We start from the raw sequence: 17,714 nt of genomic DNA on the forward strand, positions 1-17,714 counted from the left end.
CCTGTCCGACACGTCCCCCTGCGAAGGACCGATGATCCGCACCGCACTGCGCACCCTCGTCGCCCACCGACTCCGCTTCCTGCTGCCCGGCCTCGCCGTCGTGCTCGGTGTCGCCTTCGTGACGGGCGCCCTGCTCTACAGCCAGTCCGCCGCCGAAGCCCTGGGCCGGGCCCGGACCGGCTCCCAGGCCGGCATCTCCGTCGTCATCACCCCGGGCGGCTCCTTTGGCCACCGTCCCCTGCGGCTCGACGACGCGCTGCTGCGCAAGCTGCGCGCCCTGCCCGGTGCCGCCGCCGCACGCGGCACCGTCGAGGGCCGCGCCCATCTCGTCGGCGCGGACGGCTCCCTCGTCGGGGCGCAGCAGCAGGCCCTCGGCGTCAACTGGGACCCCGGCCCGGACGGCACCGACCCGCGCTACCCGCTGACCGAGGGGCGCGGTCCCCGCACCGGCGGGGAGATCGCCGTCGACCGGCATGCCGCCGAACGCGCCGGACACCGGGTCGGCGACCGGGTGCGCGTGGTCGCGGGCGGCACCGCCCGCACCGTCCGGCTCGTCGGTGTCTTCCGCACCGACGACGCCCGCACGGTCACCGGCGGGACCCTCACCGCCTTCGACCGGCACACCGCGCAGCGCTGGTTCGCACCCGCACCCGGCACCTACACCGCGCTCACCCTCACCGCCGCCGACGGCACCACCGAGACCGCACTCGCCGAACGTGCCTCCGCGCTGCTGCCCCGGGGCGCCGAGGTCCGCACCCGGGCCGAACTGGACGCCGCCGCCACCGCACTGAGCGGCGACGACAAACGCACCACGCTGCTGCTGGGATTCGCAGGCGTCGCCCTCTTCGTCTCGACGTTCCTGGTCGCCACCACCTTCACCATGCTCAGCGCCGCCCGCGCCCGCGAACACGCCCTGCTGCGCGCCGTCGGCGCCACACGCCGCCAGGTGAGCCGGCAAGTGCTCACCGAAGCGGCCCTCGTCGGCGCCGTCGCCTCCGTCCTCGGCTACGCGCTGGGCATCGGCGTCGCCGCCGTGCTCAACACATTCTTCGGCGTCAGCGGCGGTGGCGGACCGGCCGTGCCCCTGCGGCTGGACTCGGTCAGCGCCCCGCTCGCCGCGTTCGGGGTCGGTATCGGCGTCACCGTGCTGTCCGCCTACCTGCCCGCCAGGCGCGCCGGCGCCGTACCGCCCGTCGCCGCGCTGCGCACCGGGGAGCCGCCCGCACCCGCGCCGTTGCGCCGCCGCGGCATCACCGGACTCCTGGTCACCGCGGCGGGCGCCGTGCTGCTCGCCGTCGCCACGGAGGACGAGAACACCCTGTTCGTCGCCGTCCCCGTCCTGCTGCTGGGGCTCATCCTGCTCGCGCCGCTGCTCGCCCTCGCCGTCACCGCTCCGCTCAGGGCGCCGCTGACGCGCCTGGCGGGCGTCCGCGGCACCCTCGCGGTGGAGAACGCCCGCCGCAATCCGCGGCGCACCGCCGCGACCGCCACCACCTTGATGATCGGCCTCGCCATGGTCAGCGCGCTCACCATGGCCATCGGTGCGGTCAACCACCACGAGGAGCAGGAGGCCGCCGCCCGGCTGACCTCCGACCTGCGGGTGACCGCCGTCGACTTCGGCGAGATCGCCGGAGACACCCCGGCCCGGGTGAAGGCGGTGGCCGGCGCCGACTCCGTCAGCCCCGTCGTCCGCGCGACACTCCACGCCGGCGACCACGACCTGCCGGTCACCGGCGTCGACCCCGGCACCATTCGGCAACTGGCGCCGCTGACCGTCCGCGCGGGTTCCCTCGGCCGGCTCGACCACGGCATCGCGGTCACCGCCGGCCTCGCGCGGGAACACGGCTGGCGACTCGGCAGCCGTGTCACCGGCACCTTCGGCGGCGCCGGAAAGCGGACATCCCTGCCCGTCGTCGCCCTCTTCGACGGCCCCGACGACCTGACCCCCGCGCTGGTGAGCGCAGACCGGCTGCCCCGCCCCACCGCCGCCGAGGACGGCCCCCGCATCGAATCAGTCCTCATCGACACCGCTCCCGGCCGCACCGACGCCGTACGCGAGAAGATCCGCGCGGCGCTCGACAACCCCGCGCTGCTGGTGCAGAACCGCGCCGACGTACGGGCCGAGGCCGCGGCCGGCACCGCCCCGTTCCTGACCCAGGTGTACGCGCTGCTCAGCATCACCGTCGTCATCGGCGCGCTCGGCGTGGTCAACACGATGGGCATGGCCGTGCACGAACGCGTCCGGGAGATCGGCCTGTTGCGGGCCGTCGGACTCGACCGCCGCGACGTCGGCTCGCTGCTGCGGATCGAAGCGGTCCTCATCGCCGCGCTCGGCTCCGCCCTCGGCCTTGTGGCGGGCGGCGCCATCGGAACGGCGGCGGTGCTGAGCCAGGACGGGGTGGCCCTCGTCCTCCCGTGGCCGCAGCTGGGCGCCTGCGTCGCCGCCACCGCCGTGATCGGGGTCCTGGCCGCCGTCGTCCCCGCCAGGCGGGCGGCCCGCATCCCGATGCTGCGGGCCATCGCCGCGGAGTGAAACGGAACGCCGCCGGGTGAAACAGAAAGCGGCCCCCTCCCGCCCCGGCCGGGAGCCGGCGGGGGCGGGACATGGGGCCAGGGGCCGAGCGTCAGGCAAGGCCCCCAGCCGTGCGTGCGGCCCGGGCCCGCCGCCGGACCCACGGCCACGGCGCGCCGAACACGGGCCCGGCACGGGGAGCCGGGGCGCTCGTCCGCCGGGCGGCCTCAGCCCGGGAAGCGGCCCGTGGCGCGCAGCACCCAGCGGCGCTCCGCGTAGGCCAGATCGTCGCGCCACAACCGGCCCGAGACGGCCCGCATCACAGGGCGGAGCAGCGGCGCGGCGCGGCGGGCCGCAGCGAATCCGGGCCGCTCCGAGGTGGCGACGACGGCCTCCACCACGGCGGTGCGCGGTCTGCCGGCCGTGTCGGCCCCCACCGGCGTGGCGTGCGTCTCCACCACGGAACCCACGCCCTCTCCTTCGGTGATCCGCATGAGCACCGTCCGCGGTCCAGGTGCGGTGAAGACGGCCCGCACCGGGACGACGAACCGGCCGGCGACCCTGAAGGACACGTCGACGGTGAAGGAGTCGTCCTCGCCGCCGGAGCCCGGGCTGCCCACCACGGTCAGGTCGACGAACGCGTACGGATGGAACCAGGCACCGTGCCACGGGTCCAGACGGTTGGCGACGACGTCCTCCGGCTCGCAGGTGCCGAGCCCGGTGTACACGGCAGTCAACGCACCGGCAGGCGCCGGACGTACGGGCACCGGCGGGCGGTCCGTCGGCTCCTCCCTCCCGGCCTCGTCGAGCCGCACCCACACCAGCACCCCGTCGTCGTGGGCCGGGAACGGCCGCCACCCGGCCGACGGCGCACCGGTCAGGGCCAGCCCGTGCCAGTGGCACACCAGGGTGCCGCACCGCACCGGGCTGTCCCCCAGCGGAGCGCCCAGGTGCGGACAGACCCCGGGCCCTGCGACGAGACGGCCTGCGGCATTGCGCCACAGCACGACCTCGCGGCCCGCGACGGTGCGTGCGAGGGGCCGGTCGTCGCGCAGGTCGCGGGTGGCGCCGACGACGTACCAGTTCCCGGACGGGCGGCTGCGGGCCCGGCCGAGCGCCTCCGCGATCACACCGGGCTTGGCCTCGCGCCATGTGGGGCGCTGGTGCTCCCAGCGGACGGGCGCCCGGCGCAGGCGCAGCGGCGGACGCCCGCGCAGGGGGCGCGTCATGCCGCCTCCTCGGGACGGGCGCGCGCACTCCCCGCGGCCGGCGAGGCGGCCGGCGACGTGCCGCCGCGCAGACAGCGGGCCGTCATCCGGGCGGCGGTCACCCGCACCAGGCCGTCCGCGGCGACCAGCGCCCTGCGCCGCCGGCGGACCGCGGCGCGGCGGTGCAGCACCGCGTACCCGGTGGCCGCGACCGCGTCCAGGATGCCGCCGTAGAGCACGAAAGCGGTACGGATGCAGGGCCGGGAGACCGGCGCCAGCATCGGGATGCCGGGCTCGGCACGCCGGTAGGAGCGGCGGGTGAGCGCCTCGAACTCCCTCAGCGCCGCGACGACCCGGCGGTCGGTGCGGCCGGTGTCCCGGCAGTGGCGCAGCAGATCCCGGTGCACACGGTGGGCGGCCAGCAGGTCCTCCGGCAGATAGACCCGGCCCCGGTCGAGGTCCTCTCCCACGTCCCGCAGGAAGTTGGTGAGCTGGAAGGCGACGCCGAGTTCGGCCGCGTGGGGTGCGGCCTCCTCCCGGGGGGTGACGGTGCCGAGCACCGGCAGCATCTGAAGGCCGATCACGGCGGCGGAGCCGTGCATGTAGGCACGCAGCTCCTCGTAGCCCGCGTACCGGGTGACCTCCAGATCGCTGCGCATGGAGGTGAGGAAGTCGGCGAACAGACCGTGGTCGAGGGCGTATCGGCGGGCGGTGTCGGCGAGCGCCGCGACCACCGGCTGACCGCCGTCGCCGCCGCCTGCCAGACACCGCGCGAGTGCGGTGCTCAACCGGTCGAGGGCGTCGGCCCGTTCGCCGGGGCCGGTGCCGCTGTCGAGGGAGTCGACGATGTCGTCGGCCCAGCGGGCGAAGCCGTACAGGGCGTGCACGGCGGGACGGCGGTCGGGGGTGAGCAGACGTGTGGCGAGGAAGTACGTCCGGCCGTGCCGTGCGTTCAGCTCCCGGCAACGGGCGTAGGCAGCACGCAGATACGGGTTCACGATGCCCGCCGCGTCCAGCTCCCGGGCGGTCACAGCGGTGCTCCCGCCGCGCTGCGCCGTCTCCGCGCGCTCCCTGGGGCGCCCGTCGGGGGGACGCCGGTGATGCGGGCGGCGGCCAGTTTCCCCGACAGCAGTACGGGAGGCACTCCCACGCCCGGGGTGGTGCCGCAGCCGGCGAGAACGGCGTTGGCGGTGCCGCGTACCAGATTGCGGGGACGGAAGGGACCGGTCTGGCCGAAGGTGTGGGCGACGGAGAACGGGGTGCCGGCCGAGTGCCCCAGCTCCGTCCAGTCGGCCGGTGTCACCAGGCATTCCTCGTCGATTGCCGAGGCGATCCCGGCCAGCCCTCGCCGGTCCAGCTCGCGCAGCAGCGCGTCGCGGTAGCGCGGGGCGTAAGCGCGCCAGTCGGCGGGGCCGGGGCCGATGCCGGTGTGGGGGCAGGGCGCCAGGACGTAGTGCAGATGGCGGCCCGGCGGGGCGAGGGAGGGGTCGGTGGCCGTGGGCCGGGTGATCAGCAGGGAGGGGTCGCTCATCAGCGCACCGGTGCGGGTCACCTCCTCGAAGGTGCGCCGCCAGGCCCGGCCGAAGGAGAGGGTGTGGTGGGCGAGTTGGGGCCAGGTGCGGTCGCAGCCGGCGTGCAGCACCACCGCGGAGGGGGAGTGGCGCAGCCGTGCCGGGCGGCGGGGCGCGCGGCCCAGCAGCCGGTAGGCCACCGGCAGCTCGGGGGTGAGGACGACCGCGTCGCACGGGATGCGCTCGTGCGGGGTGAGCACGGCGGTCACGCGGTCGCCGGAGCGTTCGAGCCGGGTGACCGGGGAGCGGAAGCGGAACGCCGCGCCCGCCGCTGCCGCCGCCTCGGCCATCGCCCGCGGCAGGGCGTGCATGCCGCCGCGCGGGAAGTACACCCCGGCGACGGTGTCCATGTAGGCGATCACCGCGTACGCGGCCAGGGCGCGCGCCGGGGGCACCCCCGCGTACAGGGCCTGGAAGGTGAAGACGCGGCGCAGCCGTTCGTCGCGCAGGTGGCGGGCGACGCCGGCCTCCCAGCGGCCGAAGCCGCCGAGGGCGGCGAGCCGCACCAGATCGGGCGTGAGCAGGTGCCACCAGCCGTCGAAGTCGGCGTCGACGAAGCGCTGCCGCTCCACCCGGTACAGCTGTCCCAGCCAGTGGCGCAGCCTGCGGTACCCCGCCGCCTCCGCGGGTCCGGCGAACCGCTCCACTTCGGCTTCCATGGCGTCGGCATCGGTGTGCACGTCGAGCCGGGAGCCGTCGGCGAAGCAGGCCCGGTAGGCCGGGTGCAGCGGGATCAGGTCCACGCGGTCGGACAGCGACTCGCCGACGGCGGCGAACGCCTCGTCGGCGATCTCGGGCATCGTCAGCACCGTGGGCCCGGTGTCGATGAGGTAGCCGCCGCGTACGAGACGGCCCGCGCGGCCCCCGGGGGCCGCATCGCGTTCGACGACCGTGACCCGGCGGCCCGCGCCGAGCAGGTGCAGAGCGGCCGACAGGCCGGCGAGGCCCGCGCCGACGACCACGACATGGTCGCTCGGCCCCCGCAACGCCCGGGTCACCGGCCCCCCTCCGCCCGGTTGACGGCCTGCCCGGCGGCGGACGGCACGGAGCGGGACGGCGCGGAGGAGGGCGGCGGCGAGCCGGCTTGTACGGGCCCGGGAGCCGGCGGCGTTCCGGGGGCGGCGGCGCGCAGCAGGCAAGGCGGAACACGGCGCCGGAGAGCCGTGCTCCGCGCGGAGGGACGGCACCGGACGGGGCCGGGCGCCGTCCGCGAGGCGGCGGGGCGGACGGAACCGCTCCAGGGCGCGGGGCGCAGCGGCGCACTGCCCGCCGTCCGGGGGCCGCCGCGCAGCCGGCCGCAGCCGTCCCGCCCTGCCCGCCCGGGCCGCCTCCCGTCGGCCGCTGCCGGCACCGTGCCGGGCGCCGGGCCGCCGTACGGTACGGCGCGGCGCGTGTGCGGCCGGCCGCACCGGCCGTTCCGCGCGGGCATGTTCCGGAAGGCCGCCTGGCTGGAGCGCATGACTGTCCTCTCACCGTGGTGACATCACATACCTCCAGACTCATTCCGCGTGCGGCGCCCGTGCGGATGCGCCGTTCGGTGGAGCCGCGGCCACCCCGGGCCGTCCGGCGCCCGACACGCACGGCCGGGCCTGCCCCCTCGCCGGCCGCGCGGCCGTGAGACTTGAGGGACGCGCCGTCCCGGGACGCGCGTCCCCGTCGGCGTGGTGTCCGTACCCACGCGCCGGCCCAGCGGAAGGGAGCAGCCGCCGTGCAGCTGGACGCCGACGTCGCCGTCGTGGGGGCGGGGGCCGCCGGGCTGTCGCTGGCGCTGCGGCTGGCCGCGCCGCCAGAGGGAGCCCGCCGGCTGCGCACGGTGCTGCTCGCGGCACCACCGGGCCCCTTCCGGGCCGTTCCGCGCACCTGGTGCTTCTGGGAAGGGCGCGGCGGCCTCTACGACGAGGCGCTGGCCGCCAGCTGGGAGCGGCTGCGCGTACGCCCGGCCGACGGCACCGCCGTGACGGCCGGTATCGCGCCGCTGCGCTACAAGATGCTGCCCTCCCACCGTTTCGAGGCGCTGGCCGACCGCAGGATCGCCGGGAGCAGTGACGTGGCGCGTATCGAGGCGGTCGTCGACGCGGTCGAGCCGGTACCGCACGGCGCCGTCGTACGGGCGCACCGCGCGGACGGCACCAGGCTCGCCGTCCGCGCCCGCTGGGTGTTCGACTCGCGCCCGCCAGGGCGTCTCCCGCCCGCGCGGACGACGCTGCTCCAGCACTTCCGCGGCTGGTTCGTGCGCTCCCGGCGGCCCGTCTTCGACCCGGAGACGGTGGAACTGATGGACTTCCGTACCCGGCAGCCCTCGCACGGCCTGTCCTTCGGCTACCTCCTGCCGTGCAGCAAGCACGAGGCGCTGGTGGAGTACACGGAGTTCTCCCGCCGCGTGCTGGGCCGCGCGGAGTACGAGCGTGCCCTGCGGCAGTACACCGGGCAGGTGCTGGGCCTGGAACCGGACGACTACGAGGTCACCGGGAGCGAGCAGGGCGTCATCCCGATGACGGACGCGGTCTTCCCCCGGCACAGCGCGCCGGGCGTCTTCCGGATCGGCGCCTGCGCCGGGGCGACCCGGCCCGCGACCGGCTATACGTTCAGCGCCGTGCAGCGGCAGACGCAGGCCGTGGCCGCGGCGCTGCACACCGGCCGGCACCCGTTGCCCCCGCGGCCCCACTCCGCCCGCTCCCGGCTGATGGACGCGGTACTGCTGCACGCCCTCGACAGCGGCCGGATCGACGGCCCGGACTTCTTCACCCGCCTGTTCACGCGGGTGCCCGCCGTCCGCCTGCTGCGCTTCCTCGACGGCCGCACCAGCCTGCCGCAGGACCTCGCCATCGGTGCGCACGTGCCTGTCGCCGCGATACTCGCCGCCGCACTCGGCCTCCCCCTCACCCCGCGCCGCAGCCCGCCGGCCGCCTGAGCTCCGATGGAGCGCAACCGATGCCGACGACGTACGACACCGGCTTGGCCGACGCCTGCGCCCGGCCGGCCCGTGGCCACGGCACGCCGCCGGGCCGGCCCCGGCCGCACCACCTCCGCCGCGCCATCCCCGTCAGGACCGTCGAGGAGCGACCATGACCCCCATCAGCCGCCCGCGGGCACCCGGCCGCGGTCTCGACCGGCTCGCCCAGTCGCTGCCCGCGCCGCCCGGAGCCCCGCGGGCCGATGCGACGGCCCCGCCGCGCGCCGCTGTCGTCGGCGGCGGCATCGCCGGGCTGACCGCCGCCACCGCACTGGCAGAGCGGGGCGTACGGGTCACTCTGTACGAGCGGGAGCCGGTGCTCGGCGGCCGGCTGGCGGGCCGGCCCACCCGGCTGGCCGACGGCAGCACGGTGACGATGAGCCGCGGATTCCACGCCTTCTTCCGCCAGTACTACAACCTGCGGGCCCTGCTGCGCCGCACCGATCCGGCGCTGTCCCGGCTGACCGCGCTGCCCGACTATCCCCTGCGGCACGCCGACGGCGGCCACGACAGCTTCCGGCACATCCCGCGCACCCCGCCGCTGAGCGCGCTCGCGTTCGTCGCGACGAGCCCCTCCTTCCGGCTGCGGGACCTGGCCCGGATCAACGCCCGTGCCGCGCTGCCGCTGCTCGACGTGAGGGTGCCCGAGGTCTACCACCGGTACGACCGGCTCAGCGCCCACGACCTGCTGGAGGCCATCCGCTTCCCCGCGGCGGCACGGCATCTGGCCTTCGAGGTCTTCTCCCGCAGCTTCTTCGCGGACCCCGGGGAGCTGTCCGCCGCCGAGATGGCGCTCATGTTCCACATCTACTTCCTCGGCTCGGCCGAGGGACTGCTCTTCGACGTGCCGGACGAGCCGTTCCCGCAGGCCCTGTGGGACCCGCTGGCCGCGTACCTGACCGGCCTGGGCGCCGAACTGCGCACCCTCGTCCCGGTCGAGGGCGTCACCGCGCTGCCCGCCGGCGGGTTCACCGTGGCAGCGGATGACGGTGAAGAGCCGTACGACGCCGTGGTGCTGGCCCTGGACCCGCGGGCCCTGCGGGACCTCGTGGCCGTCTCCGGGAGCCTCGGCGACGCGGAGTGGAGAGGGCGGATCGCGCGGCTGCGCACGGCGCCGCCCTTCCTGGTCTCCCGGCTGTGGCTGGACCGGCCCGTGCGCCCGGACCGGCCGGGCTTCCTGGGCACCAGCGGCTACGGCCCCCTGGACAACGTCAGTGTGCTGGACCGCTGGGAGGGCGAGGCCGCCCGCTGGGCCGCGCGCACCGGCGGCTCGGTGCTCGAACTGCACGCCTACGCGCTCCCGGACGACACCGAACGGGACATCCGGCAGAAGGAGCTTCTCGGCGAACTGCACCGTGTCTACCCCGAGACCCGCCGGGCCCGCGTGCTGGACGCCCGCCACGAATGGCGGGCCGACTGCCCCCTCTTCCCGGTGGGCGGTCACCCGGACCGGCCGACGGTGCCGACGCCCAGCCCCGGCCTGGTCGTCGCGGGGGACACCGTGCGCACCGGCCTTCCGGTGGCGCTGATGGAACGCGCGGCCACCAGCGGTTTCCTCGCCGCCAACACCCTGCTGGCCGGGTGGGGACTGCGCGGCCACCCCCTGCGGACGGTGCCCGGCCGGGGCCGCGGAGCGCTCGCACGGTGGGCGGCGCGGGCCGGCCGCACCGGATGAGCGCCGGTGCGGCCGGCCGGTGCGGCGCCACCCCCGCGGTCCGCCGCACCACACCGACCGGCCCTACGTCAGCGCCACTCCAGTACGAAGCCGTTGCGCAGCGCGTCGTCCACGCCCGCGGCCTTGATCTTCTCCGGGGCCGATCCCGGCTCCGTCGCGACGCGGAAGTGCTCCACCCGGGAACCCTGACGCGAAGTGATGATCATCTGCCGGCCGTCGGCGGAGAGCGCCCGCAGCGTGTTGTCCCGACTGGTCCTCGGCAGGATCGGCTCGCTCGTGGCGCTCTCGGGCGGTTCCTCGTCGCGGCGCAGCCGGGTGGTGTCGACCGTCCAGAAATTGTTCTTCCTGGCCGGGTCGTCCTCCGTCATCTCGCGTTCGCCGCACAGAACGGTGGTGTTGTCCGTCCAGCCCCACGGCATGCAACTGCTGGGCAGCGGCATGAGGGGTGCGTCGTCGTCGCGCTGGGTCGTCGGGCGCCGGGGGACGTCGACGACGTTCATGCCCTGCAACTCGTGGAAGCCCGCGGCCTTGCGCCCGTCGGGGCTGGGCCGCAGTACGGCCGCGGTGAGGGCGCTCGCGGGCTCGCCCGCCAGCGTGAAGCCGGGCCGCTGCACCGAGAGGGTGTCGCCCTGCCCGTGGGCGGACGGGACACCGGCTTTCGGCCCCGACAAAGTGCTGCTGAAGATCCGCGGCACTTTGTCGTTCTCTCCCTTGGTCATGTACCAGACCTCGTCCCCGCCGCTGCCCGGTGCGAACACCGGGTGCTGCTCGGCCGGGGCGTCCGCGAAGTCCGACTTCTTCGACCGGTTGACCATCGTCGTCCGGCCTTTCGGCGTCACCACCGCGGCCCGTGTGCCCTCCGTCTCGGAGTCCCTGAGACACGACGGCGATGTGGGAGTAGTCGTCGTCGAAGATCTGCCGCAGGCGCGGCTCCGCGAAGGCGTTCGGCCCCTCGTCCTCGTCGGCCATGCCGGACGGGTCGGGCATGCCGTCCTTGCACAGCTCGCCAAGCGGCGTCCGCACCTCGTTGTCCTCGGTGAGCACGGTCTGCGCCGGCAGCGTGAAGGTCCTGGTGGCCACCTGCTTCCAGGAGGCGGGGTCCCACGCCTCGACGACCACTTGGGCCGGGTTGTCGGCGGGCACGGTGCACCAGGCCCGTACGAGGACCCCCTTGCGCGAGAACGCTCCGGCGTTCTGCGATGTGCCGCTTCGTCCGGCCTTCTTCTCCTTCGGGCCGTTGCCGCCCGAGCCGTCACCGTCGCCCGAGGAACCTCCCTCACCGCCACAGCCGGTGAGCGTCGCGGTCAGGGCGAGGGCAAGGGCCGCGAGTTGTATGTGGTGCCTGTGTCCACGCATGGTGCGTGAGTGTAACCGGCCTCCACGCAGGCGACTTACGCCGACGGAGCTGCCGCACCGACCCCTGCTGCTCCCCTCCGGGCATCCCGCTCAGAACGCCGCCGGGTCGGTCGCGATCTCCGCCCGCTCCCAGGGGCCCGGACCCGTGCCGCGGCGCCACTCCTCCAGCTCCTGTCCGTTCACGCAGACGATCCCGCACTCGTGCGCGTACGCGAGAGCCGGCGCGGTGAAGCCGCTGGTGGTGACGACCACCGCGACATCGGCCCCGTGGACGGTGAAGCAGGTCCCGCCGAAGCGCTGCACGTCCTGCGAGCCGACCTTGTTGCCCTCGGTGTAACGCTTGCACTGGATGACCAGCCGCCGCCCGTCAGGCGTGACGGCGGTGACGTCCGCGCCGAGATCGCCCGCGCCTCCGACGACTTCGACGGCACGGCAGTCGTCCCGGGCACACAGCCCGGCCACGGCCTGTTCGAAGCCGTCCGGGTCGAGTTCGGCGGCGCAGTCGGCCACGGGCGGCAGGGGAGCCGTGCTCCGGCCACCGTGCCCGTGCGGTGCCGGTGGTGCGGCGCCGCCGGCACCCGGGCCGTCCGTACCGCTGGCCGGCTCCGCCTCGTCCGCGGGATCGGTGCGGAGGCTGTCGGACGCCTCCTCGGCCGCCTCCTCCAGCACCTCGGCCGTCCGGCGCGCATACCGTGCCGCGGAGAAGCGGCGCCACCTCGACCTGAACAGCAGCGCCACCCCGACAGCGAGCACCGCAAGTGCAGCGGCCCACAGTGGCCGTTGCTCGGCCAGCCGCACGGCGGTGCGGGCCAAGAAACCCAGGACGCACAGCAGGATCGCGAGCAGCAGGAAGAACAGCGCGGTCGTGCGCAGGTCGAAGCGTCGCTCGCCTGCCGCGCGCCGACCGGGGCGCGCGCGTTGGCTCATACCGGGTACCTCCCTGAACAGCGGGCAACGAAGATCACCCGGCTGCGGGTACCCACGGAAGGAGAAAGATCGTCGACCGCGGTCGTGGAGGGACGCCCCGCTCACGCACGCGTCATGCCCCGGCGTGCAGATAGGCGGCCCACAGGGACGGGATGTGCGGGAAGGCGTCGCGGACTTCGCTCACCACTGCATGCCGCTCCTGGGCCCCGGCCCCACTGGGGTCAGGCCGGGACCCAGGTCCGGGTGTCATTCCCCGGAAGATCCCTCTTCGAAATCCTCCGGGCGAACGTCGGCCTCCTCGAAGGCCTCCCGCAGGGTGGCGCCGGTGCGGGGTCCGGGCTGGTCCTCCGAGTCCTCGGTCTCCTTGATCACTTGATCCGTGGTCCCGGTCTTCGGGCGGCCTTCTTCCGGAACGGTCATCGTCACTTCCTTTTCGGGGGCTGCCCTGCCGCGGGGGACACCCGCCGCCCGGGCTTCACTCACGGCCCAGAGTTCCCCGCAGTAACCGGGTGAACCACCCGGCTGTGGCAAACGGCGCAGGCGAGGCCCGCACCACCGCACGACGGCCACGGCCAGGTCCGGCGTTCGTCCCGCCGGCCCGGTCCCGGCTTCGGCGAGGCCCGCGCTCCGTGCGACCGCAGAAAGCGACGGCGCGTGCGGAGTGTGACTCTCCTGCGACAGCCCACGGCACCGGCTGCGCCGCGGCTGTGACCAGGGTCGATACCGGAACGTTGTCGTTGCCCCACCGTCACGCGACTCGGACCCACGGCGGGTGTGCGGGTCCACCCCGGACCTGGACAGGCCCGGACCGGTCACGGAACCGGCCGCCGTGCTCAGCGCAGGCTGCTTCCCCCGGCCGGGGTACCGACGTTGTTTGTGGGGCGACCCGAAAGTTCTGTTACCTGATGACCGGAATGTCCCCCTAGGCTCGTCCTCGGTACGAGATCGAGCCGATCACCGGTAAGAACGTGAGGGAGCGGAGCATGGCCGAGAACACGCTGCGGGACAAGGTCGCCGTCGTCGCCGGTGGTGAGAAGAACCTGGGCGGGTTGCTCAGCAGGACGTTCGCGGAGTCCGGCGCGAAGGTGGTCGTGCACTATCACAGCTCCGCGAGCGACGCGGAGCAGACGGTGCAGGCCATCCAGGAGGCCGGAGGGCAGGCCGTTTCCGTCCAGGGAGACCTGACCAAGGTCGCCGACGTACGGCGGCTCTTCGACACGGCGGTGGACACCTACGGCGGCGCCGACGTGGCGGTCAACACCACGGGGATGGTGCTGCGCAAGCCGATCCTGGAGACCACCGAGGAAGAGTACGACCGCATGTTCGGCATCAACGCCAAGGCGGCGTACTTCTTCATCCAGGAGGCCGGGCGCCGGCTGAACGACCACGGCAAGATCATCAGCCTGGGCACGTCGCTGCTCGCCGCCTTCACCGACGGCTACTCCACCTACGCCGGAGGCAAGGCACCACTGGAGCACTTCACCCGGGCGGCGGCCAAGGAGTTCGCCGACCGCGGGATCTCCGTGAACACGGTGGCCCCGGGGCCGATGGACACTCCGTTCTTCTACCCGCAGGAGACCCCGGAGCGGGTGGAGTTCCACAAGTCGCAGGCGATGGGCAACCAACTCACCCACATTGAGGACATTGTCCCGGTCATCAGGTTCCTGGCCACTGAGGGCTGGTGGTTCACCGGTCAGACGATGTTCCCCAACGGCGGCTACACCACCCGCTGACCGCGCCCGTCCGAAGGGGCCCTGCCGGCCACGGCACGGCCGGGCCCCGCCTGCGCTCGTGGCGTCAACCCGGCGGCACCGGCGTCCTGCTCGCCGCGCCGTCCGGGGAGGCCGCCACCCCATGTCCGACGACGGCACCGACAGGGCCCCGCCCTCTTGGCGGAGCGCGAGACCCCGCGGGCGGTGGCATGGAGGAGGAACCCCTGCCGACGGGTGCCGAGGGCCGAGGACAGCACAACGGCGACGCCGGGCAGGCCGCCGTCGCCGTCCGGGAAGTCCGGCCTGCTCGGTGTCTGTGCCCGGCGTGCCGCGGGCGGACGGGAATGATGGGACCGGCCAGTGACACCTACCGGGTGCGGAAGGAAGACGTGATGAGCGGGCAGGCTGACGCCACTTCGACCGGACCGCTGCGTCGGGCGATGCGCGGGCGGGACCCGGGGGAGGAGCACCGGGCCTCGACACCCCTGGAGCTGCTGTTCGACCTGACCTTCGTGGTTGCCGTCTCCCAGGCCGCCTCCCAGTTCCACCACGCCCTCGCCGAAGGCCACGTCGGCTCTGGGCTGGCCGCCTACGCGGCAGTGTTCTTCGCGATCTGGTGGGCGTGGATGAACTTCACCTGGTTCGCCTCCGCCTACGACACCGACGATGCGCCCTACCGGCTGCTGACTCTGCTGCAGATGGCCGGCGTCCTCGTGCTGGCCGCAGGTGTGTCCGCGGTGTTCGAGCGCGGTGACTTCGCACTCGTGGTGGCCGGCTACATCGTGATGCGGGTCGCGATGGTCGCGCAGTGGGTGCGCGCTGCCGTCGAACATCCCGAGGGCCGCGGTGGCGCGCTGCGCTACGCCGTCGGCATCACCGTGGTGCAGCTGGGCTGGGTCGCCCGGCTGTGGGCACCGGGCGCCTGGGCGTGGGTCACCTTCCTGGTGCTGGTCGCCGCCGAGCTTGCCGTGCCGGCCTGGGCCGAGTACCGGGGCAGCCCCACCGGCTGGCATCCCGGGCACATCGCCGAGCGCTACAGCCTCTTCACCATCATCGTCCTCGGAGAGGTCATCCTCGGCTCCCTGGCCGCCGTCCACTCCGCCGTGGCCGGCCGCGGTCTGTCCGCCCCGGTTCTCCTGATCGCGATCGGCGGCCTGCTGCTGGTGTTCGCGCTGTGGTGGATCTACTTCACCGGCAGCGAGGCGGGGCTGACCACCCTGCGCACCGCCCTGGTGTGGGGATACGGCCACTATGTCGTCTTCGCCGCGCTGGCCGCGATCGGCGCGGGCCTGGAGGCGGCTCTGGACGCCGTCGAACACCACGGACATCTGCCCGTCCGGGGGGCCGGTCCGGCGGTCGCCCTCCCCGTGGTGATCACGCTTTTGATGCTGGGCGCGCTGCACAGGATCACCCGTACCGGAGCGGTGGGGCATGCCCTGCTGGTGGGTGGCGGTGCACTCGTGGTGCTGGTACTGGGGCTGAGTGCACCCGCGCTCGGCATCGGGGGAGCGGTACTGGGCATGGGCCTGGCCGTGGCCGCCACGCTGGCCGCCAACCTCTTCACCGTCCGCCGGCGAGCCGAGGGGCATTGAGGTGCGACTGGACCTGAACAAACTCGATCACCTGATCGCCGTCGCCGAGGAAGGCAGCCTCACCCGTGCCGCCGCCCGGCTCCACCTGTCGCAGCAGGCCCTCTCCACGTCCATCCGCGTCCTCGAACGCGAGGTCGGCGTCCCGCTGCTCGAACGCGGCAGCTCCGGAGTGACCGTTCTGCCCGCGGGGGCGGCCCTGCTCGAAGACGCCCGTGTCCTCAACGGCATGACCCGGGCGGCCCTGGACCGTGCCCGGCGTATCGGACGCGGCGAGACCCAGGCGCTCCGCATCGGCTACACCCCCGCCGTCACCGGCGACGAACTCGTCGGCCTCCTCGCCCCGGTGACGGACACCCACCCCGACATCACCCCGGAGATCCATCAGCGCTACCCGTCCGAGCTGACCGCCGCCCTCCTCGCCGGTGACCTCGACATCGGCCTGTGCCGGGGAATCACACCCGCGCACGGCCTGGCCCGCACCACCCTGGGCCACCAGCGTCTGCACATCGCCGTCTCCTCCGAGCATCCCCTCGCGTCCCGGTCCACCGTGACCCTGCCGGAACTCGCCGACGAGACGTTCGTGGTCTGGGGCACCCCCGGCCGCTCCAACTACACCGACCTCCTCATCGGCCACTGCCGCCAGGCCGGGTTCGAACCGCACACCGAACGCACCGCCCGTCAGGGCACACCCCCCATCACTGCCGTCATCGACACCCGGCACATCGCCTTCGTCACCACTCCACCCGGCACCGCCGCAGGCGGCAAGGCGCACGTCCTGACCCTCGAGCCCCCCATCCACGCCCCGCTCCACGCGCTCTACCTTCCTCACACCACCTGCCCCAGCCGCACCACCTTCCTCGCCCACATGGCGGTGTGAGGACGAACCCTGCACTCGGCAGCCGAAGGACGACCGGCCATTTCGGCCTCGCGCCTCGGCACCGACACAGCACGCGGGCCCGCCGGAATCCCCGGTGTCCGAGAGCGTCACCGCTCCCGGCCTTCGGAAGAACGGGTCGGCCCGGGAGGAGCACGAGGTGCGCTTCCGGGGTAGGGACGCCGCAGGACGAGCATCGACAGCGAGGGGGCCGCCATGACCGACGCCGGAGCCAAGGACAGCCCCGCCTCCCTCTACGGGCCCGTCTCACTCGTCCTCGGCATCATCTCCCTGCTCAGCGCGGTCTTCCCGCCCGGTTTCGGCGTCTCGCTGCTGTGCGGCAGCCTCGGCGTCACCCTCGCCGTCATGGGGCTGCGCACCCGGCTGAACCGCGGCAAGTGCCTCATCGGCCTGGTCACGGGCGGTACCCCGGTGCTCTTCTTGCTCTGGGTCGTGGTGGTCGCCTCCATGTGAGCACCCTTGCGGCCCTGCACCGGGTTGCTCACCCTCGCCGTCTCCCGCCCTTCACGGCATGCAGCAACGTGATGCCGAGCAGCGGGCTTCCGTACCAGTAACCGGGGCCGAGCCCGCGCAGTGTGCCTTCTTCGAGGTGGGCGGCGTACTTCCTGGCGGCGAACCAGAAGTCGGCGACGAGCAGCTGTCCGCCCGGACGCAGCACACGTACGGCCTCGTCCAGCGCACGGTACTGGCCTTCCCGCGAGGGGATGTTGTGGAGCGCCAGCGCGCTCGTCACGATGTCGAAGGAGTCGTCGGGGAACGGGAGCGCCGTCACGTCGGCCGTGTGCACCTCCACCCGGTCGGCGACGCCCGCCGCAGCGGCGTTGGCGAGTGTGACCTCCGGCCGGTTGCCGCTCTGGTCCTTGCCGGACCACAGGTCCACGCCGACGGCCCGCCCCCTCGGCAGCCGCCGCGCCGCCTCGATCAGTACCGCGCCGCGACCGCATCCCATGTCGAGCAGCCGCTCGTCGCCCTTGAGGCCGGCCCGGCCCAGTTCTCGTTCCCAGACCCGCAACTTGCCGCGGAGCGTGGTGTGGAGGTAGACGCCGGTGTGGGCGAGCAGCACCGTCGCGGCTGCGAGCACCGCGTTGCTTCCGGGCCGTCTGCGGCCGGCGGCCAGCCCGCAGGCGAGGCCGGCCGCGCCGGTCACCGCGGGGAAGGCCGGGGCGTCGACGCCGTACCGCGGTCGCCGGGCGGGCGGCGGCGGGAAGTCATCCGAGTCGTTGGACATATCCGCAGTGTCGTGAACCGCGCCGCGGCTGTCTTGGAGAAAAGTCCTTCCAGGCCGCATTCCTCCGCGCCGGCGGCGTCACCGG

14 protein-coding genes are annotated in these 17,714 nt (G+C 74.3%); 7 read left to right on the plus strand and 7 right to left on the minus strand.

What is annotated here, in order from left to right; genetic code table 11:
- Nucleotides 1-31 precede the first annotated feature (31 nt).
- On the plus strand, nucleotides 32-2,533 hold the full coding sequence (locus IO40_RS0106875; RefSeq protein WP_031175040.1) for an ABC transporter permease: 2,502 nt from the start codon (nucleotides 32-34) through the stop codon (nucleotides 2,531-2,533).
- 206 nt (nucleotides 2,534-2,739) lie between these two features.
- Here IO40_RS0106875 and IO40_RS0106880 read toward each other — a convergent pair whose 3' ends face one another.
- The 3 genes from IO40_RS0106880 to crtI are packed head-to-tail and all read right to left on the minus strand — an operon-like array spanning nucleotide 2,740 to nucleotide 6,289.
- The gene (locus IO40_RS0106880; RefSeq protein WP_016471644.1) at nucleotides 2,740-3,741 is read right to left on the minus strand and encodes a Rieske (2Fe-2S) protein; all 1,002 of its coding nucleotides are present in this window, start codon (nucleotides 3,739-3,741) and stop codon (nucleotides 2,740-2,742) included.
- Nucleotides 3,738-4,751 carry a phytoene/squalene synthase family protein gene (locus IO40_RS0106885; RefSeq protein WP_031175041.1) on the minus strand — a complete coding sequence of 338 codons (1,014 nt, stop codon included), beginning with the start codon at nucleotides 4,749-4,751 and terminating at the stop codon, nucleotides 3,738-3,740. Before IO40_RS0106885 ends, IO40_RS0106880 begins: the two co-directional genes overlap by 4 nt.
- Nucleotides 4,748-6,289 (minus strand): phytoene desaturase family protein, encoded by a 1,542-nt coding sequence (gene crtI, locus IO40_RS0106890; protein WP_016471646.1) that lies wholly within the window; start codon nucleotides 6,287-6,289, stop codon nucleotides 4,748-4,750. The genes IO40_RS0106885 and crtI overlap by 4 nt, the downstream gene beginning before the upstream one ends.
- A gap of 710 nt (nucleotides 6,290-6,999) precedes the next feature.
- Here crtI and IO40_RS0106900 point away from each other — a divergent pair.
- Together IO40_RS0106900 and IO40_RS0106905 are read left to right on the plus strand one after the other, a co-directional pair.
- Nucleotides 7,000-8,202: a lycopene cyclase family protein gene (locus IO40_RS0106900; RefSeq protein WP_033229104.1), complete on the plus strand. Its 1,203-nt coding sequence runs from the start codon at nucleotides 7,000-7,002 to the stop codon at nucleotides 8,200-8,202.
- Between the two features lie 154 nt (nucleotides 8,203-8,356).
- On the plus strand, nucleotides 8,357-9,919 hold the full coding sequence (locus IO40_RS0106905) for an FAD-dependent oxidoreductase (RefSeq protein ID WP_016471649.1): 1,563 nt from the start codon (nucleotides 8,357-8,359) through the stop codon (nucleotides 9,917-9,919).
- Nucleotides 9,920-9,987: 68 nt separating this feature from the next.
- On the opposite strand, the gene IO40_RS0106910 is transcribed toward IO40_RS0106905, so the two are convergent.
- The 3 genes from IO40_RS0106910 to IO40_RS37925 form a co-directional block, all read right to left on the minus strand.
- Complete coding sequence (locus IO40_RS0106910) at nucleotides 9,988-10,761, minus strand: hypothetical protein (RefSeq protein ID WP_041968709.1); 774 nt, start codon at nucleotides 10,759-10,761, stop codon at nucleotides 9,988-9,990.
- Between the two features lie 604 nt (nucleotides 10,762-11,365).
- A complete protein-coding gene (locus tag IO40_RS0106915; RefSeq protein WP_031175045.1) occupies nucleotides 11,366-12,202 on the minus strand; it encodes a restriction endonuclease in 837 nt (278 codons plus the stop codon).
- A gap of 246 nt (nucleotides 12,203-12,448) precedes the next feature.
- Nucleotides 12,449-12,622, minus strand: coding sequence for a hypothetical protein (locus IO40_RS37925; RefSeq protein WP_016471653.1), 174 nt, complete (start codon nucleotides 12,620-12,622; stop codon nucleotides 12,449-12,451).
- A 563-nt stretch (nucleotides 12,623-13,185) separates the two neighbouring features.
- Here IO40_RS37925 and IO40_RS0106925 point away from each other — a divergent pair.
- The 4 genes from IO40_RS0106925 (at nucleotide 13,186) to IO40_RS33245 (ending at nucleotide 16,854) form a co-directional block, all read left to right on the plus strand.
- Nucleotides 13,186-13,935, plus strand: a complete 750-nt coding sequence (locus tag IO40_RS0106925; protein WP_031175046.1) for an SDR family oxidoreductase — start codon at nucleotides 13,186-13,188, stop codon at nucleotides 13,933-13,935.
- A 371-nt stretch (nucleotides 13,936-14,306) separates the two neighbouring features.
- Complete coding sequence (locus tag IO40_RS0106930; protein WP_030407333.1) at nucleotides 14,307-15,506, plus strand: low temperature requirement protein A; 1,200 nt, start codon at nucleotides 14,307-14,309, stop codon at nucleotides 15,504-15,506.
- 1 nt (nucleotide 15,507) lies between these two features.
- Nucleotides 15,508-16,383 carry a LysR family transcriptional regulator gene (locus IO40_RS0106935; protein ID WP_016471656.1) on the plus strand — a complete coding sequence of 292 codons (876 nt, stop codon included), beginning with the start codon at nucleotides 15,508-15,510 and terminating at the stop codon, nucleotides 16,381-16,383.
- A gap of 213 nt (nucleotides 16,384-16,596) precedes the next feature.
- A complete protein-coding gene (locus tag IO40_RS33245; protein ID WP_033229106.1) occupies nucleotides 16,597-16,854 on the plus strand; it encodes a hypothetical protein in 258 nt (85 codons plus the stop codon).
- Nucleotides 16,855-16,882: 28 nt separating this feature from the next.
- On the opposite strand, the gene IO40_RS0106945 is transcribed toward IO40_RS33245, so the two are convergent.
- On the minus strand, nucleotides 16,883-17,629 hold the full coding sequence (locus IO40_RS0106945; protein ID WP_031175048.1) for a class I SAM-dependent methyltransferase: 747 nt from the start codon (nucleotides 17,627-17,629) through the stop codon (nucleotides 16,883-16,885).
- Nucleotides 17,630-17,714: the final 85 nt, after the last annotated feature.

The sequence above is a fragment of the Streptomyces albus subsp. albus genome (genome assembly GCF_000725885.1).
GTDB classification, from domain to species: domain Bacteria; phylum Actinomycetota; class Actinomycetes; order Streptomycetales; family Streptomycetaceae; genus Streptomyces; species Streptomyces albus.

What these genes read in the sequence shown, in the direction of transcription:
- IO40_RS0106875 (WP_031175040.1), top strand. Translation starts at nt 32, where the DNA reads ATGATCCGCACCGCACTGCGCACCCTCGTCGCCCACCGACTCCGCTTC.
- IO40_RS0106880 (WP_016471644.1), bottom strand. Translation starts at nt 3,741, where the DNA reads ATGACGCGCCCCCTGCGCGGGCGTCCGCCGCTGCGCCTGCGCCGGGCG.
- IO40_RS0106905 (WP_016471649.1), top strand. Translation starts at nt 8,357, where the DNA reads ATGACCCCCATCAGCCGCCCGCGGGCACCCGGCCGCGGTCTCGACCGG.
- IO40_RS0106915 (WP_031175045.1), bottom strand. Translation starts at nt 12,202, where the DNA reads ATGAGCCAACGCGCGCGCCCCGGTCGGCGCGCGGCAGGCGAGCGACGC.
- IO40_RS37925 (WP_016471653.1), bottom strand. Translation starts at nt 12,622, where the DNA reads ATGACCGTTCCGGAAGAAGGCCGCCCGAAGACCGGGACCACGGATCAA.
- IO40_RS0106925 (WP_031175046.1), top strand. Translation starts at nt 13,186, where the DNA reads ATGGCCGAGAACACGCTGCGGGACAAGGTCGCCGTCGTCGCCGGTGGT.
- IO40_RS0106930 (WP_030407333.1), top strand. Translation starts at nt 14,307, where the DNA reads ATGAGCGGGCAGGCTGACGCCACTTCGACCGGACCGCTGCGTCGGGCG.
- IO40_RS33245 (WP_033229106.1), top strand. Translation starts at nt 16,597, where the DNA reads ATGACCGACGCCGGAGCCAAGGACAGCCCCGCCTCCCTCTACGGGCCC.
- IO40_RS0106945 (WP_031175048.1), bottom strand. Translation starts at nt 17,629, where the DNA reads ATGTCCAACGACTCGGATGACTTCCCGCCGCCGCCCGCCCGGCGACCG.